Raw genomic sequence first — 15,563 nt, forward strand, 5'->3', positions numbered from 1 at the left:
GGCCACCCAGGCACCGGCCCCACTACCGGCTGCTGCACAGGCCCACCACCCACAGGACGCTCCACCACCGGAGCAGGAGGCGCCGAAGGAGCCACCGGAGGAACCCCACCATTCGGCACCACCCCCACCGAATCCAACGACGTCCCCACACCACCACCCTCAACACCCAGGACCGGCGCTGTAGGCGTTGTAGGAACTCTCAGGGACGCCTGTGACACACGACCCGGCTCAGGGAAAGGCGTCTCCGGACGTGACGCCGCACCGGCCACCGGCGGCATGGACCGGTGCGTTTCGCCACCATGTGGCTGCCCGGTAAGGGCTGGCTGATCAGGGCCGACGATGCCTTCCCTATCCAGGGGGACGAATCGAGGCTCCGGCAGAATCCTGATCGTCGTCGCCGCGACCTGGTACACCTGCCCCACCCGGGAGATGACACCGATCGCTTCCTGGCGCAGTTGCTCATTCTCGCTCGTCGAAGCGGGACCCAGGTAGGCACCGAATGCCTGCTGCGAGGCGGAGTCCGGAAGCGCTGTGTCCGCAGGAACCGGCGGCATGCTGCTGACCGCTTCCTTCAGCGCGTGGCCGGCTCCCTTCATCGCCTGGCCGATGACCTTGGTGTAGCTCTTGAAGTGGTCGGAATCCTGCTCGAAGCGGGTCACCCACTCCCGCAGCGCCGTCGCGGACTCGCCTTCCCACTCCAGGTTCCGCATGTGGTGGGCGACCGCCGCGCCCACCTGGGACACTGCCCGGGCTGCGTTCTGGAGCGTGTCCCCGCGCTGAATCAACGCGTCCGGGTTCGCCCCGGCCAGCAGCGCAGCGAGTTGTTCGTGCGACGCGTTCTCCAGGTCCTCGAATTGCATCGTCGGCCTTCCCCGTTCCCCTCCCGGCCAAGTGCATACCAGAACAGGATACTTACCGCCTGCTGCCCCTGATCAACAGGTTGCTACCGTGTGTATCCGGACATCAACAAGCGGGGGGGGTCATGTCCATACCAGAAAACTCCGCGTCGACCCGGCTGAACAGCACTGTGGTGCCGGACGGTGAGACCATGCAGGACTGGGATCAGCCACAGGCAGACCTGGTGGTCAGTCCCGAGGAGTTGCGGGCCATGGGCGAGGACGCTCACGCGCTGTCCCGCATTCTCACGGCGGGCCCCCAGGCCTCCGGCACCACCTACTCCGCCGCCGCGGCGCTCAGCAACGACGGATTCGCCGCCGGCTCCGCGCTGCACTCTTCGACACCCCCATCGACGACGACGAAGAGCGTAAAGACGCCATCGAAGCCTTCGCCCGCAGCTACGTCGAAGGCGTCAAGGAGTACCAGCGCTGCGACTACGCCTGAGGGGCGGACCGGGGGTCGGTCCGCCCCTCAGGGGGTGCGCTTGGTGGGGAAGGTCAGGCGTTGGGGACCGTCTCGTAGCGGGGGGTCCCCTCCTCCATCATCTTCAGGGCCTTCTTCCGCTCCCGCTTGGAGAGGCGGTCGATGTACAAGCGGCCGTAAAGGTGGTCCGTCTCGTGCTGGAGGCAGCGCGCGAAGTAGCCGGTGCCCTGGACGCGGATCGGCTCGCCCGCCGCGTTCTGGCCGGTGACCACCGCGTAGTCGGGGCGGGCCAGCTCCGCGTAGGCGGTCGGGACGGACAGACAGCCCTCGTTGTTGTCGTCCAGCACCCGCGACTCGGCCGGCAGCTCCTCCAGGACGGGGTTGCACACCACCCCGACGTGCCGCACGCCCTCGTCGTCGTGGCAGTCGTACACGAACACCTTCAGATCGACACCGATCTGGTTCGCCGCGAGACCGACACCCTCCGCAGCCCGCTGGCTGGCGAACATGTCGTCGATCAGCGCCGCGAGACCGTCGTCGAACTCGGTGACGTTCCGGCACTCGGAGTGCAGTACGGGGTTCCCGACGACCGTGATGGGGCGGGCGGTGCCGCGCGCCCGGTACGCCTGCTCCCGCTCCTCGCAGTCCTGCGTGTCATCGATGAACTCATCCACACGCTGATCGATCTCTTGCGTCATGTCTTACAGCTTACGGTCCGATCCGGACAGCCTCAGCAGACCTCTTCCAGGTCCCGCCATTCCCGGGTGTCCGGGCTGTCCGCGACCCAGCCGTCCAGCAGGCCGCGCACCAGCGGCTCGGGCGCGGCCAGGCCGCACTCGCGCTCCGGGGTCCACAGACCGTCCGGAGCCACGTGCCCCAGCGGCCCGGGGCTGCCCGGCACGCTGTGGTCGTGCGGGTCGTGCCGCACCGCTCCGTCACCGTCCTCGGTGGGCATCCGGGACTCGGAGCAGGCCCGGCACAGCAGCCGAACCGAGGAGGACCAGTCCTCCGCCGCGTACCCGGCGTCCGCCGCCAGCCGCTCCAGGGCGTCCCGGTCCCGCGCCGAGGCGGCCTCGATCAGCACCACCCAGGTGGGAATCGCCGAGGGCGCCCACAGCTCTATCTCGTCGAAAACCGGGAACACCGCGTCACCGGTGCTGCGCTCCCCGTGCGGGACGCCGTCGTGCAGCACGACCTCGCCCCAGCGCCGCCCGGAGGACGGCAGCGGGATGTTCTGCACCTCGATCCGCGCCGGGTCCAGCCGCCGGCCCCACACCACCTCGGCCTCGCCCTCGGGGGACAGCCGTACGGCCGCCCCGCCCAGGTCCATGCCCAGCGGTTCGTCGGCGACGGTGCCCGCGCCGGGGACGGCGAGCCCGTACGCCTGCCACGCCCGGCGGGCCAGTGGCCAGTCCTGGAGGGCGGTGGCGGCGATGCCGACGTTCCACCAGTCCGGGGCCCCGGTGTCCCGCTCCAGCAGCGCGACGGCCCGCAGCCCGGCGGAGCGCGCCTGCTCCCAGTCGTGCCGGAACTTGTGCAGCAGCGCCAGGTTGAACCAGGACTCGGACAGCCATGGCTCCAGGTCGGCGGCGCGGGTGAGGAGCGCGCCGGCGTCCTCGTAACGGCCGTCGTCGATGAGGGTGAAAGCCCGGTTGGTGGCCAGCCGCCAGTCGGTGGACGGCCGCTGCCGGACCCTGCCGAAGATCCTCACGATGTCCTGCCCGATTCCCGCTTCGTGGTGTGCACGTCGTCGTTCTCCTGTCCGCCCTAGGCCGCATCCAACCATGCACGGGCCAAGGCCTGCTCACAGCATGGGTCAGCCGACCGTCCCGCGCGAGACGATCTGTTGCAGGGCCCGGACGACCTCGGGGTCGTACTCCGTGCCCGTATCGCGTTCCAGCGCGCTCAGGGCCTGCCCCGGGCCGGGGCGGTCCGGGGGGCTCAGATCGGCGTACGCGTTGGCCGTGCGCACGATGCGGGCCGCCATCGGCTGGTCCCGGTACGGCTCGGCCTGCAGCTCCAGGGTGTGCGCGATGCTCTCCCCCGCCCCGGCCTCGCGGGCCACCCCCGCCCCCAGCGCGGCGATGGCGCGGCGCCGGGCGGCCGGCAGGGCGGTGGTGGCTCCGTCGGGCAGCGGTTCGAAGAGGGAGAGCTGTCCGATGTCATGGAGCAGGGCGGCGTACTCCAGTGCGGTGAGTTCGCGGCCGGGCAGCCGCAGCGCGCGGCCGGTGGCGCGGGCGAGCGCGGCGACCCGCTGCGCGTGGCCGGGCGGGGTGTAGCCGGCGACCTCGGTGGCGAGGGCCAGCGCGGTGACCGTCTGGCGGTAGGTGGCGCGGACCACCGCGTAGCGGTGGAAGACGAGGGTGGTCAGCAGCAGCGGCACGCAGGAGATCGGGAGCGCCCACCAGTGCAGGTACGCGGCGCCCAGGGCCAGTGCGATGACGCCGCCCGCCACGGCCGCGGCCAGGGCGGTGGCGGCGGGCGGGTCGGCGCGCAGCAGCCGTAACGCGGTCCCGTTCATGCGCGCGCGCCCGGCTGCTCGTCGGGTACCTGCCGGTCGGCGCAGGAGCGGGTGGCGGGGATGTCCCGGCCCGTCGCCTCGGGCGCCGGGGGCTCGGTGTACGGCCAGCCGTACCGTTCCAGGGCGGTGTCCAGGGCCGCCACCATCCGCGGGTCGAACTGGGTGCCGGCGCAGCGGCGCAGTTCGGCGAGGGCCTCGGGCACCGGGCGGGCGCGCCGGTAGCTGCGGGTGGAGGTCATGGCGTCGAAGGCGTCGGCGACCGCCACGATCCGGGCGGCCTCGGGGATCCGCGGGCCCGCGAGCCCGGCCGGGTAGCCGCTGCCGTCGTAGCTCTCGTGGTGGTGGAGGGCGGCGTCCACGGCCTCGCCCAGGACGCGGATGCCGCGCACGATCCGGTAGCCGTGCTCGGGGTGCCGGCGGATCTGGTGCCATTCCTCGTCGCTGAGCGGGCCCTCCTTGCGCAGGGTGCGGGTGGGCACGGCGAGTTTGCCGATGTCGTGCAGGGCGCCCGCGGTGCGCAGGGCGTGGACACGCTCCGTGTCCAGGCCGAGTTCGCGGGCGATGAGGGCGGCGGCGTGGCCGACGCGTTCGCTGTGGCCGCGGGTGTAGCGGTCCTTGAGGTCGACGGCCTGGACGAGCGCGGCGACGGTGGCGCGGTGCGCGGCGTCCAGTTGCCGGGAGCGGGCCATGATCCAGCAGCAGATGTAGCCGGGGGCCAGCACGGGGAGCGCGCCGAGCAGTCCGGGCCCGGGGACGGCGTGCCACAGGGTGGCGGCGAGCAGGCCGAGCAGACCGTAGGGCAGGTGCCCGAGCAGGATGGCGGCGGCGCTGCGGCTGCCGCCCAGCGCCCGGTCGGCGGCGGCGCAGGTGAGCACGGCGATGAGGGCGGGCAGCAGCGTGATGGTGAGCGGCGCGGCGGCGGGCTGCGCGTGCCCGGGGTCGGCGCCGGTGGCGGGCAGCGCGTCGCCGAGCAGCCCTTCGGTGAGCAGCCGGAAGCAGTACGCGGCGGCCGCGGCGGTGACCATGAGGCGGATGGCGTGCCGGGTCCTGCCCTCGGCGGGGCGGTGGCCGAGCAGGGCGCCGGGCAGTGGGGCGAGCGCGGCCAGACCGGGGGGCAGCAGGAACACGCCGGTGAACAGCAGTGCCCCGTAGGCGCCGGTCTCCCGTGGTACGCGGTGGCCCAGGAAGCGGCAGCGGGGCAGGTAGGCGCACAGGGCGCCGAGCAGGGCGAGCGGAAGGAACTGGGTCCACGGCAGGGCCGCGACGGCCTCCCCGAATTCCCGCATGGTGGTCCTCCTCCCCTGGGTGTCCCGGGGAGGATAGAGCGCGCGCCGGAGGACGCGGGGGGAGTTTGCGGGTCAGTCCTGGCAGAACGCCGCCATACTCACCCGATCGAGTGAAAGGGGGGTGAAGGAAGTGAAAGTAGGGCGGAGGGCGCGAGGGACGCGCCCCCGGGGTCCGTGCTGCGGACGGGCCGCACGGCGCGGGCGCGTCAGTCCGCGGTCGACGCCGGCGGAGCGGTGGCCCCACCCGGCTGCCCCGTACCCGCGACCGAGCCGGCGGCGCCCGTGCCCCTGATCAGATCGATCCGGTCCAGCACCTTGGCCCGCAGGTCGGCGGGTACCTCATCCTGGCCGCAGCAGCGCTTGACCAGCTTCTTCACCGACTCCTCGAGGCCGTACTCGGCCAGACACGGCCGGCACTCCTCGATGTGCTCCTGGAACTTCACGGAGTCGACATCGGGCATCTCCTTGTCGAGATACTCGTACAGATGACCCAGGACCTCCGAACAGTCCGTGGGGCGCGACGGGTCGCCACTCATGAGCCTGAGCCTTCCTGTGCCCCGCCCGTGCCGGCCGGGACAAGGCCACGCTCACGGGCGTAATCACTGAGCATGTCGCGCAGCTGCCGACGGCCGCGGTGCAGCCGGGACATCACCGTGCCGATGGGGGTACCCATGATGTCGGCGATCTCCTTGTAGGCAAAGCCCTCGACATCCGCGAGATAGACGGCGATGCGGAATTCCTCCGGGATCGCCTGGAGCGCCTGCTTCACGTCGGAGTCGGGCAGGTGATCCAGCGCCTGCGACTCGGCCGAGCGCAGCCCGGTCGACATGTGCGACTCCGCCCGCGCCAGCTGCCAGTCCTCGATGTCCTCGGCGGCGCTGCGCTGCGGTTCCCGCTGCTTCTTGCGGTACGAGTTGATGAAGGTGTTGGTGAGGATGCGGTACATCCACGCCTTGAGGTTGGTGCCCTCACGGAACTGGTGGAACGAGCCGTACGCCTTCGCGTAGGTCTCCTGCACCAGGTCCTCGGCATCGGCGGGGTTGCGCGTCATGCGCAGCGCGGCCGAGTACATCTGGTCGAGGAAGCCCAGGGCGTCCCGCTCGAAGCGCGCGTTGCGCTCGGCGTCCGTCTCCCGCGCGGCCTCGTCCCGCGACGAATCGTCCGTACCGGTGACCTGACCCACCTCCTCCTTCCGAAAGGCGACGAACCCGGGCATGGGCCCGTCCGTTTCGGAGGATAGACGACGGAAGGGCCCGTCCGCCGGTCGGGAGGACCGGTCGGAGGCCAGTGCCAGCGTCGCCCAGTCCACCTCGGCGGCGGCCGGCCGCCGCGGTCGGGTCGGGCAGCTGATGGATCCCATGGGGGACGTCTCCGCTCTCTCGTCTGCCGTGCGTGCTGTACAGCCCGTACGCATGGCACAACACGGCGGGTGCGCGCCGCATTCCGGCGCGCCGCGGTGATCACGCTCACGTGGGAGGAACGGCCTCGCGAGGCCCGGCGCGCCGCGCGCCCCGGCTCAGAAGAGCGTCTCCTCCTCGGGGGCCGGAAGGGCGGCGACCAGCTCGGGGCCGTTGTTCCGTACGTTGCTGACGTCCGTGGTGACCGGGTACGCACGCACCGTGCCCGGCGGGGGCGGCGCCAGCAGCTCCCGGATGTCCTCGGGGTCGGTGCGGGAGGGATCCAGCCAGGCGTCCCAGCGGTCGGGCAGCAGCATCAGCGGCATCCGGGGGTGGATGTCGGCCAGCGACCTGGGCCCCTTCGCGGCGGCTCCCACCGCAGGGCCCGCGGGCTGCGGGTTCCCTTGCGGCGCGTCCGCCAGCGGGGTGTCCTCCGCGTCGGTGGTGAGCACGGTGCAGGTCACCCACCAGGCGCGCGGATGGTCCTCGGGAAGGGTGCTGTCGCGCCAGAACTCGTACAGTCCGGCCAGCGCCATCACCGAGCCGTCGGCCGGGGTGACGAAGTACGGCTGCTTGCGCTGCCGCTTGCGTTTGCCCTTCTCCTCCTCGGCGCGCTCGTCGCCACCGGTGGCCCATTCGTAGTAACCGTCGGCGGGGAGCAGGCAGCGGCGGGCGGCGAAGGCCCGGCGGTAGGAGGCGCGCTCGTGGACGGTCTCCGAGCGGGCGTTGATCATCTTGGCGGCGGATTCCGGGGACTTGGCCCAGGAGGGCACCAGGCCCCAGCGCAGCACCCGCAGCTGGCGCACCGGCTCGGGGCCGCCGCCCTTGAGGGGGCGGTCGAGGACCGCGTACACCTCTTTGGTGGGGGCCACGTTCCAGTCGGCGGGCAGCGCCTCGGACGGCTCCCAGCGCTCGATGTCGAAGATCGTCGCGAGATCCTCCGGGCTTCTGCTGGCCGCGTACCGTCCACACATGTGATCAAGCGTAGTGCGCCGGGGCCCGTGCGGTGACGGGCCCCGGCGGCGTCGTGGTGCGGTGGTCGGAGCGGACCGGGGGCGGACGCTCCCGGCCCGGTCGGACCGGGTCGGGCCGCGTCACGCGGTCAGGTCACAGGGGCGGGTAGGCGTTCGCCATCAGCTCCTGGAACTGGGCGGAGAACCAGTGTCCGGAGACCGGTGCGTTCGGCAGGGCACCGGACATGTTGTTGTTGTTGCGCGGATTGCCCTCGTAGGTCGGGTCGCACATGCGGTCGAAGCCCTTGCCCTCGTCGTTCGGAATCTCCGAGCTCGAACCGTCGGACTCACCCGGGGGCTTCATCCACACATACGCGTCGATCCCGGTGGCGGGAGCGGCGGTCGGGCGCTCGCCGAGGCCGGCGCCGGCCTGGTTGCACCAGTTGCCCTGGTGGATACGGCCATCCACGCGGCTGCCCTCGACGAACGCGTCCAGGCTGGTGCTCGGACCCGGGCCGGAGGGCCGGTCGGAGCCGCCCCAGCCGCTGCGGGAGGTGTCGATCAGCATCCCGATGCCGGAGTCGAAGCCCTGCCGGACCAGCTCGGAGCGGAAGCCCTGGGCGAAGCCCTGGTTGTCGACGTAGCGGTTCCAGTCGACCCACTTCGACTCACGGACCGAGGCGCCGTTCACGGAGTCACTGATGGAGTAGTACGGCTCGACCGCCGGCCCGAAGTTGGCCGTGTTCACGATGAAGCCGTGGACATCGTCCACGGAGGCGCCGGCGGTGGTGGCGGCCGTCTTGAACAGCTGGGCCGAGGCGGTGAAGTTGTCGTCCCAGCCGATCCAGCCGTAGTGCCCGGCGTCGACATAGTTGTAGACGTTCGGGATGGCACCGAGCTTGCCGAGCGCGTATCCCACGCCCTCGACGTAGTTGCCGTTGGCCTTCATCACGTCGCACTCGGGAGTGGCCGTGGGCCGCGGGGTGACGTTGGTGACGAGGTTGGGCAGCGAGTCGATCTCGATCGTCGTCACGATCCGCAGATCCGCGTAGGCCGGATCGGCCAGGATCTCCGCGATCGGATCGATGAACTCGGACTTGTACCGGCCGATCTCCGTCGGGCCCAGCTCACCGTTGGACGCCAGAGCCGAACAGTCACGGCCCGGCAGGTTGTAGACAACGACCTGGAACACGAACTCGCTGTGGCTGCGGGCCTGGATCACGGCGGCGTCGAGGTGGTCGCGCAGACCCATCGTGCGGCCCCCGCCCTGACCCGTGCCGTGGATGGCGGCGGTCCGGTCCAGCCACACACCGGTCGGCTGGTTGGCGATCCGGCTGCCACCCGGTTCGGCGGCGGCATTCGCCGACCACTCCGGGTTCACATAGACACCGGCGCCCACGTACGGGTTGTCGACGCGGTCACCGGGCGGGTTGCCCGGCTCACCGGGCTCGCCCGGCCCACCCGGGTCCTCACCGCAGGTGACACCGTTGACCGCGAAGCTGGTGGGCGCCGCGTTGGAGCCGCTGTAGGTGAACTGCGCGCCGGTGCTGACACTGCCGCCGTTGGCGGCGATGCCTGCGTTGTGGGCGGCGTTGCGGACGGTGATGTTGCGTCCGGACTGCGACCACTGGCCGTTCCAGCCCCCGCTGAGGGTCTGGTTGCCGGCGTAGGCGTAGCTGAGGGTCCAGCCGTTGACGGCCGTGGTCCCGGAGTTGGTGATGGTGACATCGGCGGTGAAGCCCGAGCCCCAGTCATTGGTGCGGTAGTCGACGGAGCAGCCCACGGCGGCGGCGGAGGCCGTGCCCTGGAGCATGCCGCCGGTGCCCAGCGCAGTGGCGATCAGTGCCCCTGCTGCCAGCAGGGCACGGCCGCGTCTGCGCCGACGGGGAAGTGGGGGGGTGCTGCGGCTCATCGGAGTCCCTTCGTCCTTGAAAGGTCCGCACCCCACGGCCGGTGGCCCGGAGTGCGATGCGATGCGGTGCATGGAAGCGCTCCCACTAGCTGAGGGGAAGGTAGCGCCTCCAACTCCGGTCCGCCAGATGTCTGTTCAGAAATTGTGCCCATGAAGTCACCAGAAGGTCAGATACTGCAAGGAAATCACCGGACGGTCATGACCTGACGTCCAAAGTCTTGACACATACGCGTCATGGACACATCGTTGGGAGCGCTCCCACTAGCTACGGAGCTCGCGCCACTCTGCTCCCCCACAGAACCGCCCGTACCGCCCGGCACGTCCACGTCGCTAAGGTGTCTCGCGCACCACCCACCCCCCTCTCGCACGAAGCCGGGTAAGCCCGTGGACTACTGCATAACCTGCCGTCGGCATCTCAACGGAGCTTTGACATGTCCAGGATGCGGCGAAGTGACCTCTTGGCAGCAGCCGCACCAGGACCCTCCCGCGTCACCGATGGCGGTCGGCGGACGCGGCAGTGACCACACCACGCTTGGCGGACGCTCCGGCTCGGCCCCCGGCTCCGGCTCGCGGGGCCGGCACGTACCGGAGGACGGCCACGACGGGGGCGACGATCCGGCACTCCCCGGACAGCCGGACGACTCCCCCACCCCGCCTCCCGCCGGCGGCGGGCGCGCCGAGCGGCGCGGCAAACGCCACGCCTCCCGTCCCCGCAAGGGCCGCCGCTACGTGCTCGGCGCCGTCCTGGGCATCGTCGCCGTCGGCGTGCTGGTCGCCGAGGTCGGTGACGTACGGCTGCCCCTGCAACGCGAACAGCCGGCCGACTCCGGCCGCGCCACGGATGCCGCCTCCGAGTCCTCGGGCACGGAGGAGGACGGGGAGACCACCGACGACGCCGCCGGGGGCGGCGACACGGCGGCCGGCCCGAGCGGCGACGCCACCGCCACCGCGGGCGAGAGCGGCTCCCCCTCGGAGGGGGACGACGGCGACGCCGCGGGCAGGGACGAGGACGACCCGGACGCGGACGAGGACGAGGACGCGCGGGACGGTGAAGAGGAGAGCGCGGGTGAGTCCCCGTCCCCGGACGCCTCCAGCTCGGGCAGGGTGAGCCCTCCCCCCAGTGATACCGGTGCCCCTACCGAAGGGGCCTCCCCCGATCCGACCGAGACCGCGCCGGGCGAGGAGGAACCCTCCTCGCCGCCGCCGCCGGACGACAGCGCCGGCGGTGGTGACGGCGGCGGAGACGACGGAGACGACGGCAACAACGGGGGTGGCGGCAGCTGCTGGCTGTGGTGGTGCTCCTGACCCCGGCCCGGATCCTGGCCGGTGGGCACCGACCACGGCACCGCCCCCGCACCCCGCCCGCACACACCGGAAGCCCCGGCCGGCGCTGTGGCGCCGACCGGGGCTCCGGGCGTGGGTGCGTGGGTGGGTCTCCCGTGGTGATCCTGCCCGCTACGCGCCGTCCCCGAACAGTTCGGAGTACGTGGCCATCGCGATGGCGATGTCCGCCTGCGCCCAGAAGCGGTGGTACTCGAAGGTCGGCGCGGGACCCCCGTCCAGGTGGGCCTGCACCTTCGCCCAGTCCGGGTCGTCCTGGTAGAAGGACCGGATCGACTCGAAGGTGGCGCCGGACTCGATGACGTCCCCGTTGGGCATCTCACCGCTCCAGCCGGACGGGATGTACACCGGGTCGTCGAAGCGCGAGAAGTCGCCGCGCTCCTCGGGCACCGCGATGCCCAGACCGTCGGCGTTCTCCCACAGCGCGTCCAGCAACCCGGCCGCCGTGTCCCGCGCGGCCGTGTCACCGCTGGCCGCGGCGTAGTACGACAGGGCGTTGGCCAGCGAACCGGTCACCCCGACGTCCTGGGTGTACTCGGTGACCGTCACGTGCAGCCCGGAGTTGCTGCCCGGGTTGGCGGGGTTCCAGGTGTCGGGGCTGCCCGACCACGACAGGGTGGACGGAATCTGGAAGTCCCCGCCGCTGCCGATGGTGACATGGTCCAGCACCCAGTCGACCCACTTGTCGAGCACTTCGCCCGCCAGCGCGTCACCGGACTCGTGGTAGTACTCGGCGAGCCGCTGCATCGACCAGGCCTGCATGCCGAACCACTGGTTCGACGGCGGGTCCCGGTAGACGGGCGCCTCGTCGTAGAACAGCCCGTAGAAGGTGGGGGTGCCGGCCGGCGGGGTCGCGTAGGAACCCTCCCAGCTGTTCGTGGCACCGCCCGCGATGCCGCCCTCGGCCGACTGGAGCCAGCGGTAGAACTCCACCATCCGGTCCAGCGACTGCCCCCAGTCCTGCCCGGCGCTCGGGGAGTTGGGGATGAGCGCGGAGTCGGTGCTCAGCGCGTAGGCGGCCAGCGGGTTCTGGTAGCCGAAGTGGGAGTGGCTGCTGCCGATGCGGTACGCCCAGCCCGCGTTCGGGTCCAGCGCGCCGCCCCAGCTGTAGTACCAGGACATCAGGTAGTGGGCGCTGTTCTTGCCGCTGCCCGCCGGGCAGGAGGTGGCGCCGACGCAGTTGCCCGCCCGCTTGAAGTACTTGTCGTACATCGAGTAGCGCAGGTAGTCGCCCATCTTGGACGCCTTGTCGACCGTGCCCGCCACGGCCGAGGCGTTGCCCTGCTCGGCGGCCCACTGGTTGGCCCAGTACGCGGCCTGCACGGCGCGGGCGTCGGCGTCGGGTGCGTTGGTGTAGCGCCACTGCTCGGCGTACCCCTGGTCATCGATGAACAGATCGAGGTAGCCGTTCTGCCCGCCGTAGGTGAAGTCCTCGCAGGAGGGGTGGGGCACGGTTTCCCATACCGATTCCTGCGAGCCGCGCTGGAAGGTGTTGATGAACGACGGCCCCTCGGTCTCCGGGCCGCCACCGCAGGGATTGCCGGGGCTGTTGCCGAACCCGTAGACGTTGTCCACGTCCTGGAGCCAGTGCATCCCGTAGATGTCGGCGGTGCCGTACGTGTTGGTCAGCTCGCCGGCGATCGGGTCCTGCCCCACGGACACGCCCTGGTTCATGGGGGACGGGTACGCCGAGGGGTCGGTGTGCTCCGCGGCGTACGTGGCCGGGCTCGACGCGTTGTAGAAGCTGTTCGTCGGCTGGTCGACGGAGCCGGGGATCATGTACTGCTCCATCAGCTCCCAGGCGTCGTTGAACGGTGCCCAGTCGCCGGTGACCTTGCCGTACTGCGCCTCCAGCCAGATCAGGTACGAGTACGCCTCGGAGGTCGTCTCGTGCCCGTGGTCCGGCGCCTCGACGATCAGCGTCTCCACGGAGTGGTACGGGATCCCCTCCGGTGAGAAGTACCCGTTCGCGGGGTCCTTGATCGTGGCGTAGAGGTCGAGGAACTGGCTCTCGAAGCGCAGCGCGCCGGGGCCGTCCGCGAGCGGGACGGGCGCGGCGCTGCTCTGCGCGGCGGTGGCGGTCAGCCCCAGGGGAAGGGACAGCGCCACCAGGCCGGCGATCCACAGCCGGCGGGTTCTGCGCGCGGCTCGGGTCGGGTGGGGGTCTTGTGGTCTCGCTCTGGTCGGGGTCCCGATGGGTGATCCGGTCCGGATACGCATCGTGCCTCCTCGCGGCTCGGTGGGGGGTGAGAGGCCGTGCTGTTCGTACGGAGGTGCTTGTTCGAACCAAACCAGTGGGAGCGCTCCCAAGGATTCTGTCTACGAGGTGTGCACGTCAACCCCTTGGAGTACCGCCTCTGACGGTTATTTCTCGAACGCCCCCTTGGCGAATGGGGGTTTCGTGTCCTACGGTCCCTTCAACCAGTGGGAGCGGTTCCAAGCCGAAGGGCGCTCTGGACGACGCGTCACGAGGCAGCGGACACCGTTCCGTATCCCCATCCCACCCCCACGACCCCACACTCCCCCACGACCCACCCGCCGCACCCGTCACGCCCACACCGGCCCCGCGCACCGCGGGGCCACCGGCGGCGGGCCGGCCACCGGGCACGACCCTCGCGGTCGCGCCACCGGCCGAACCGGCACAGGCACAGGCACACCTTTCAGCAGAACACTCCAACCCCCACAACGGAGGAAGACTGCGATGAGCCGCACCATGAACCCCCCGCACGAACATCCCCCGCACCGCCGCGGACGCCGGATCGCCCTGGCCGCGGGCGCCCTTCTCGGCGCCGGCGCACTGACCGTCGGCACCCTCGGCGCCGCCTCGGCCAACGAGGACCCCAGCACTCTGGACCGGGTGGACAACCCGTATGTCGGCGCTGATGTGTATGTGAATCCGGAGTGGTCGGCGAATGCCGCCGCCGAACCGGGTGGCAGCCAGATCGCGGATCAGCCGACGGGTGTGTGGCTGGACCGGACGGCTGCGATCGAGGGTGACGGTCAGGGCGGGGGCCGCACGATGGGTCTGCGTGACCACCTCGATACGGCGGTGGAGCAGGCGGCCGGGAGCGACGCGTTCGTCTTCCAGGTCGTTGTCTACAACCTGCCGGGCCGTGACTGTTCGGCTCTGGCGTCCAACGGTGAGCTGGGCCCGACGGAGATCGACCGGTACAAGTCCGAGTTCATCGATCCGATCGCCGCCATACTCTCCGACCCCGCTTACGCGGATCTGCGGATCGTGACGACGATCGAGATCGACTCGCTGCCCAACCTCGTCACCAACGTCACCCCGCGGCCCACGGCCACCCCTGAGTGCGACGTGATGAAGGCCAACGGCAACTACGTCGAGGGCGTGGCCTATGCCCTTGACCAGCTCGGTGCCATCCCGAACGTCTACAACTACATCGACGCCGGGCACTACGGCTGGATCGGCTGGGACGACAACTTCACCGCCTCCGCCGAGCTGTTCAAGACGGCCGCCACCACCGGCGGCGCCACCGTGGACGACGTCCACGGCTTCATCGTGAACACGGCCAACTTCGGGCCGGCGGTCGAGCCGTACTACTCCATCGACGACTCCATCAACGGCGCCTCGGTCCGTGAGTCGAAGTGGGTCGACTGGAACCGCTACGTCGACAACCAGGGCTTCGCCCAGGCCTTCCGGACCGAACTGATCAGCCTCGGCTTCAACTCGGACATCGGCATGCTGATCGACACCTCCCGCAGCGGCTGGGGCGGCTCCGACCGGCCCAGCGGTGAAGGACCGCGCACCAGCGTGGACGCCTTCGTCGAGGGCAGCCGCGTGGATGGCCGTATCCACCAGGGCAACTGGTGCAACCAGGCCGGCGCCGGCCTCGGCGAGCGCCCGACCGCCGCTCCCGCCACCGGGATCGACGCGTACGTGTGGATGAAGCCCCCGGGCGAGTCCGACGGCTCCAGCACCGAGATCCCGAACGACGAGGGCAAGGGCTTCGACCGCATGTGCGACCCGACCTACGAGGGCAACCCCCGCAACAACAACAACATGTCCGGCGCTCTCGCGGACGCCCCCGTCTCCGGACACTGGTTCTCCGCCCAGTTCCAGGAGCTCCTGGCGAACGCCTACCCGCCCCTGTGACCTGACCGCACAACGCACCACCGGTGTCACCCCCTCCTGAACGCACCCGCCCCCGGCGCCCCCTGCGGCCCGGGGGCGGGTTGCTGCCCGCCTATCCGGGCGGCGTACCGACCCGCACGCGATTTCCGTCCGGATCGGTCAGCTCCATCTCGCGCCCCCACGGCTGTTCCGTGACATCGACCGCGAACTCGGCGGCCACGGCGTCGATGTCCCGCAGCCGCAGATGCACGAGCCCGCCGGGCGGGGCGTCACCGGTGTGCTCGGACAGAAACACCTTCACCCGCCCGCGCACCACCTCCACGAAGGCAGGAAACCCCGGCTCGAACCGGTGCTCCCACGCCTTCGCGAAGCCCAGCCGCCCCCACCACTCCACCGCGACACCGGCATCGGCCACCCGCAGCACCGGCACGATCTCTTCCGCCATCTCGTCCATGCCCCGATGGTGTCACCGGCCACTGACAATCCGTGACGAACGGCATCCGCACGCCTCCTCGGAGACGGAGCAGGTGCCGAGCACGGCAGCGCCGCACGGGTTCCCGCGGCGGGTGCGGCACACGCATCCGAGCCGGCCCACCGGCGGCTGTGCCCCGAGGCGGGTGGACCGGAGGGCGGTCAGCCGCACGCGAGCGATCGGGGTGAACGGTTTCCCGGGGACGAAGCGGAGTCGCTCACGTCCCCGGCCGGCCCGGCCCCCCTGCGGGCGGTGTCCATCCGGC

General features: G+C 71.1%; 11 protein-coding genes and 1 pseudogene. 2 read left to right on the top strand and 10 right to left on the bottom strand.

Annotated features, from left to right (window positions below; genetic code table 11):
- Positions 1-1,394 precede the first annotated feature (1,394 nt).
- The 8 genes from def to H7827_RS08125 all read right to left on the bottom strand — a co-directional run bounded on the left by def (position 1,395) and on the right by H7827_RS08125 (position 9,389).
- A complete protein-coding gene (gene def / locus H7827_RS08090; RefSeq protein ID WP_030733328.1) occupies positions 1,395-2,018 on the bottom strand; it encodes a peptide deformylase in 624 nt (207 codons plus the stop codon).
- Positions 2,019-2,050: 32 nt separating this feature from the next.
- Positions 2,051-3,031, bottom strand: a complete 981-nt coding sequence (locus H7827_RS08095; protein WP_030733325.1) for a tetratricopeptide repeat protein — start codon at positions 3,029-3,031, stop codon at positions 2,051-2,053.
- A gap of 105 nt (positions 3,032-3,136) precedes the next feature.
- On the bottom strand, positions 3,137-3,841 hold the full coding sequence (locus tag H7827_RS08100; RefSeq protein WP_432743789.1) for an HD-GYP domain-containing protein: 705 nt from the start codon (positions 3,839-3,841) through the stop codon (positions 3,137-3,139).
- Entirely contained in the window at positions 3,838-5,127 is a 1,290-nt protein-coding gene (locus tag H7827_RS08105) for an HD-GYP domain-containing protein (protein ID WP_432743791.1), read from the bottom strand. Before H7827_RS08105 ends, H7827_RS08100 begins: the two co-directional genes overlap by 4 nt.
- A gap of 206 nt (positions 5,128-5,333) precedes the next feature.
- Positions 5,334-5,663, bottom strand: coding sequence for a mycothiol system anti-sigma-R factor (gene rsrA / locus H7827_RS08110; protein WP_432743793.1), 330 nt, complete (start codon positions 5,661-5,663; stop codon positions 5,334-5,336).
- Positions 5,660-6,310: a sigma-70 family RNA polymerase sigma factor gene (locus H7827_RS08115; RefSeq protein ID WP_030733316.1), complete on the bottom strand. Its 651-nt coding sequence runs from the start codon at positions 6,308-6,310 to the stop codon at positions 5,660-5,662. Before H7827_RS08115 ends, rsrA begins: the two co-directional genes overlap by 4 nt.
- 333 nt (positions 6,311-6,643) lie before the next feature.
- The gene (locus tag H7827_RS08120) at positions 6,644-7,498 is read right to left on the bottom strand and encodes an SOS response-associated peptidase (protein WP_046724783.1); all 855 of its coding nucleotides are present in this window, start codon (positions 7,496-7,498) and stop codon (positions 6,644-6,646) included.
- Between the two features lie 133 nt (positions 7,499-7,631).
- Complete coding sequence (locus tag H7827_RS08125) at positions 7,632-9,389, bottom strand: glycoside hydrolase family 6 protein (RefSeq protein WP_432743795.1); 1,758 nt, start codon at positions 9,387-9,389, stop codon at positions 7,632-7,634.
- Positions 9,390-9,623: 234 nt separating this feature from the next.
- Here H7827_RS08125 and H7827_RS08130 point away from each other — a divergent pair, with 234 nt between their 5' ends.
- A complete protein-coding gene (locus H7827_RS08130) occupies positions 9,624-10,694 on the top strand; it encodes an SCO2400 family protein (protein WP_432743797.1) in 1,071 nt (356 codons plus the stop codon).
- 150 nt (positions 10,695-10,844) lie between these two features.
- Here the strand turns inward: H7827_RS08130 and H7827_RS08135 are convergent.
- Positions 10,845-12,809, bottom strand: a pseudogene (locus H7827_RS08135) (glycoside hydrolase family 48 protein); the annotation flags it as partial.
- 622 nt (positions 12,810-13,431) lie between these two features.
- On the opposite strand from H7827_RS08135, the gene H7827_RS08140 reads away from it, so the two are divergent.
- Complete coding sequence (locus tag H7827_RS08140; protein ID WP_432743799.1) at positions 13,432-14,847, top strand: glycoside hydrolase family 6 protein; 1,416 nt, start codon at positions 13,432-13,434, stop codon at positions 14,845-14,847.
- A 91-nt stretch (positions 14,848-14,938) separates the two neighbouring features.
- Here the strand turns inward: H7827_RS08140 and H7827_RS08145 are convergent, their stop codons facing one another.
- Entirely contained in the window at positions 14,939-15,271 is a 333-nt protein-coding gene (locus H7827_RS08145) for a glyoxalase superfamily protein (protein WP_432747952.1), read from the bottom strand.
- Between the last annotated feature and the right edge of the window lie 292 nt (positions 15,272-15,563).

The sequence above is a fragment of the Streptomyces sp. JH002 genome, from assembly GCF_050916115.1.
In the GTDB taxonomy this organism is placed as follows: domain Bacteria; phylum Actinomycetota; class Actinomycetes; order Streptomycetales; family Streptomycetaceae; genus Streptomyces; species Streptomyces xiamenensis.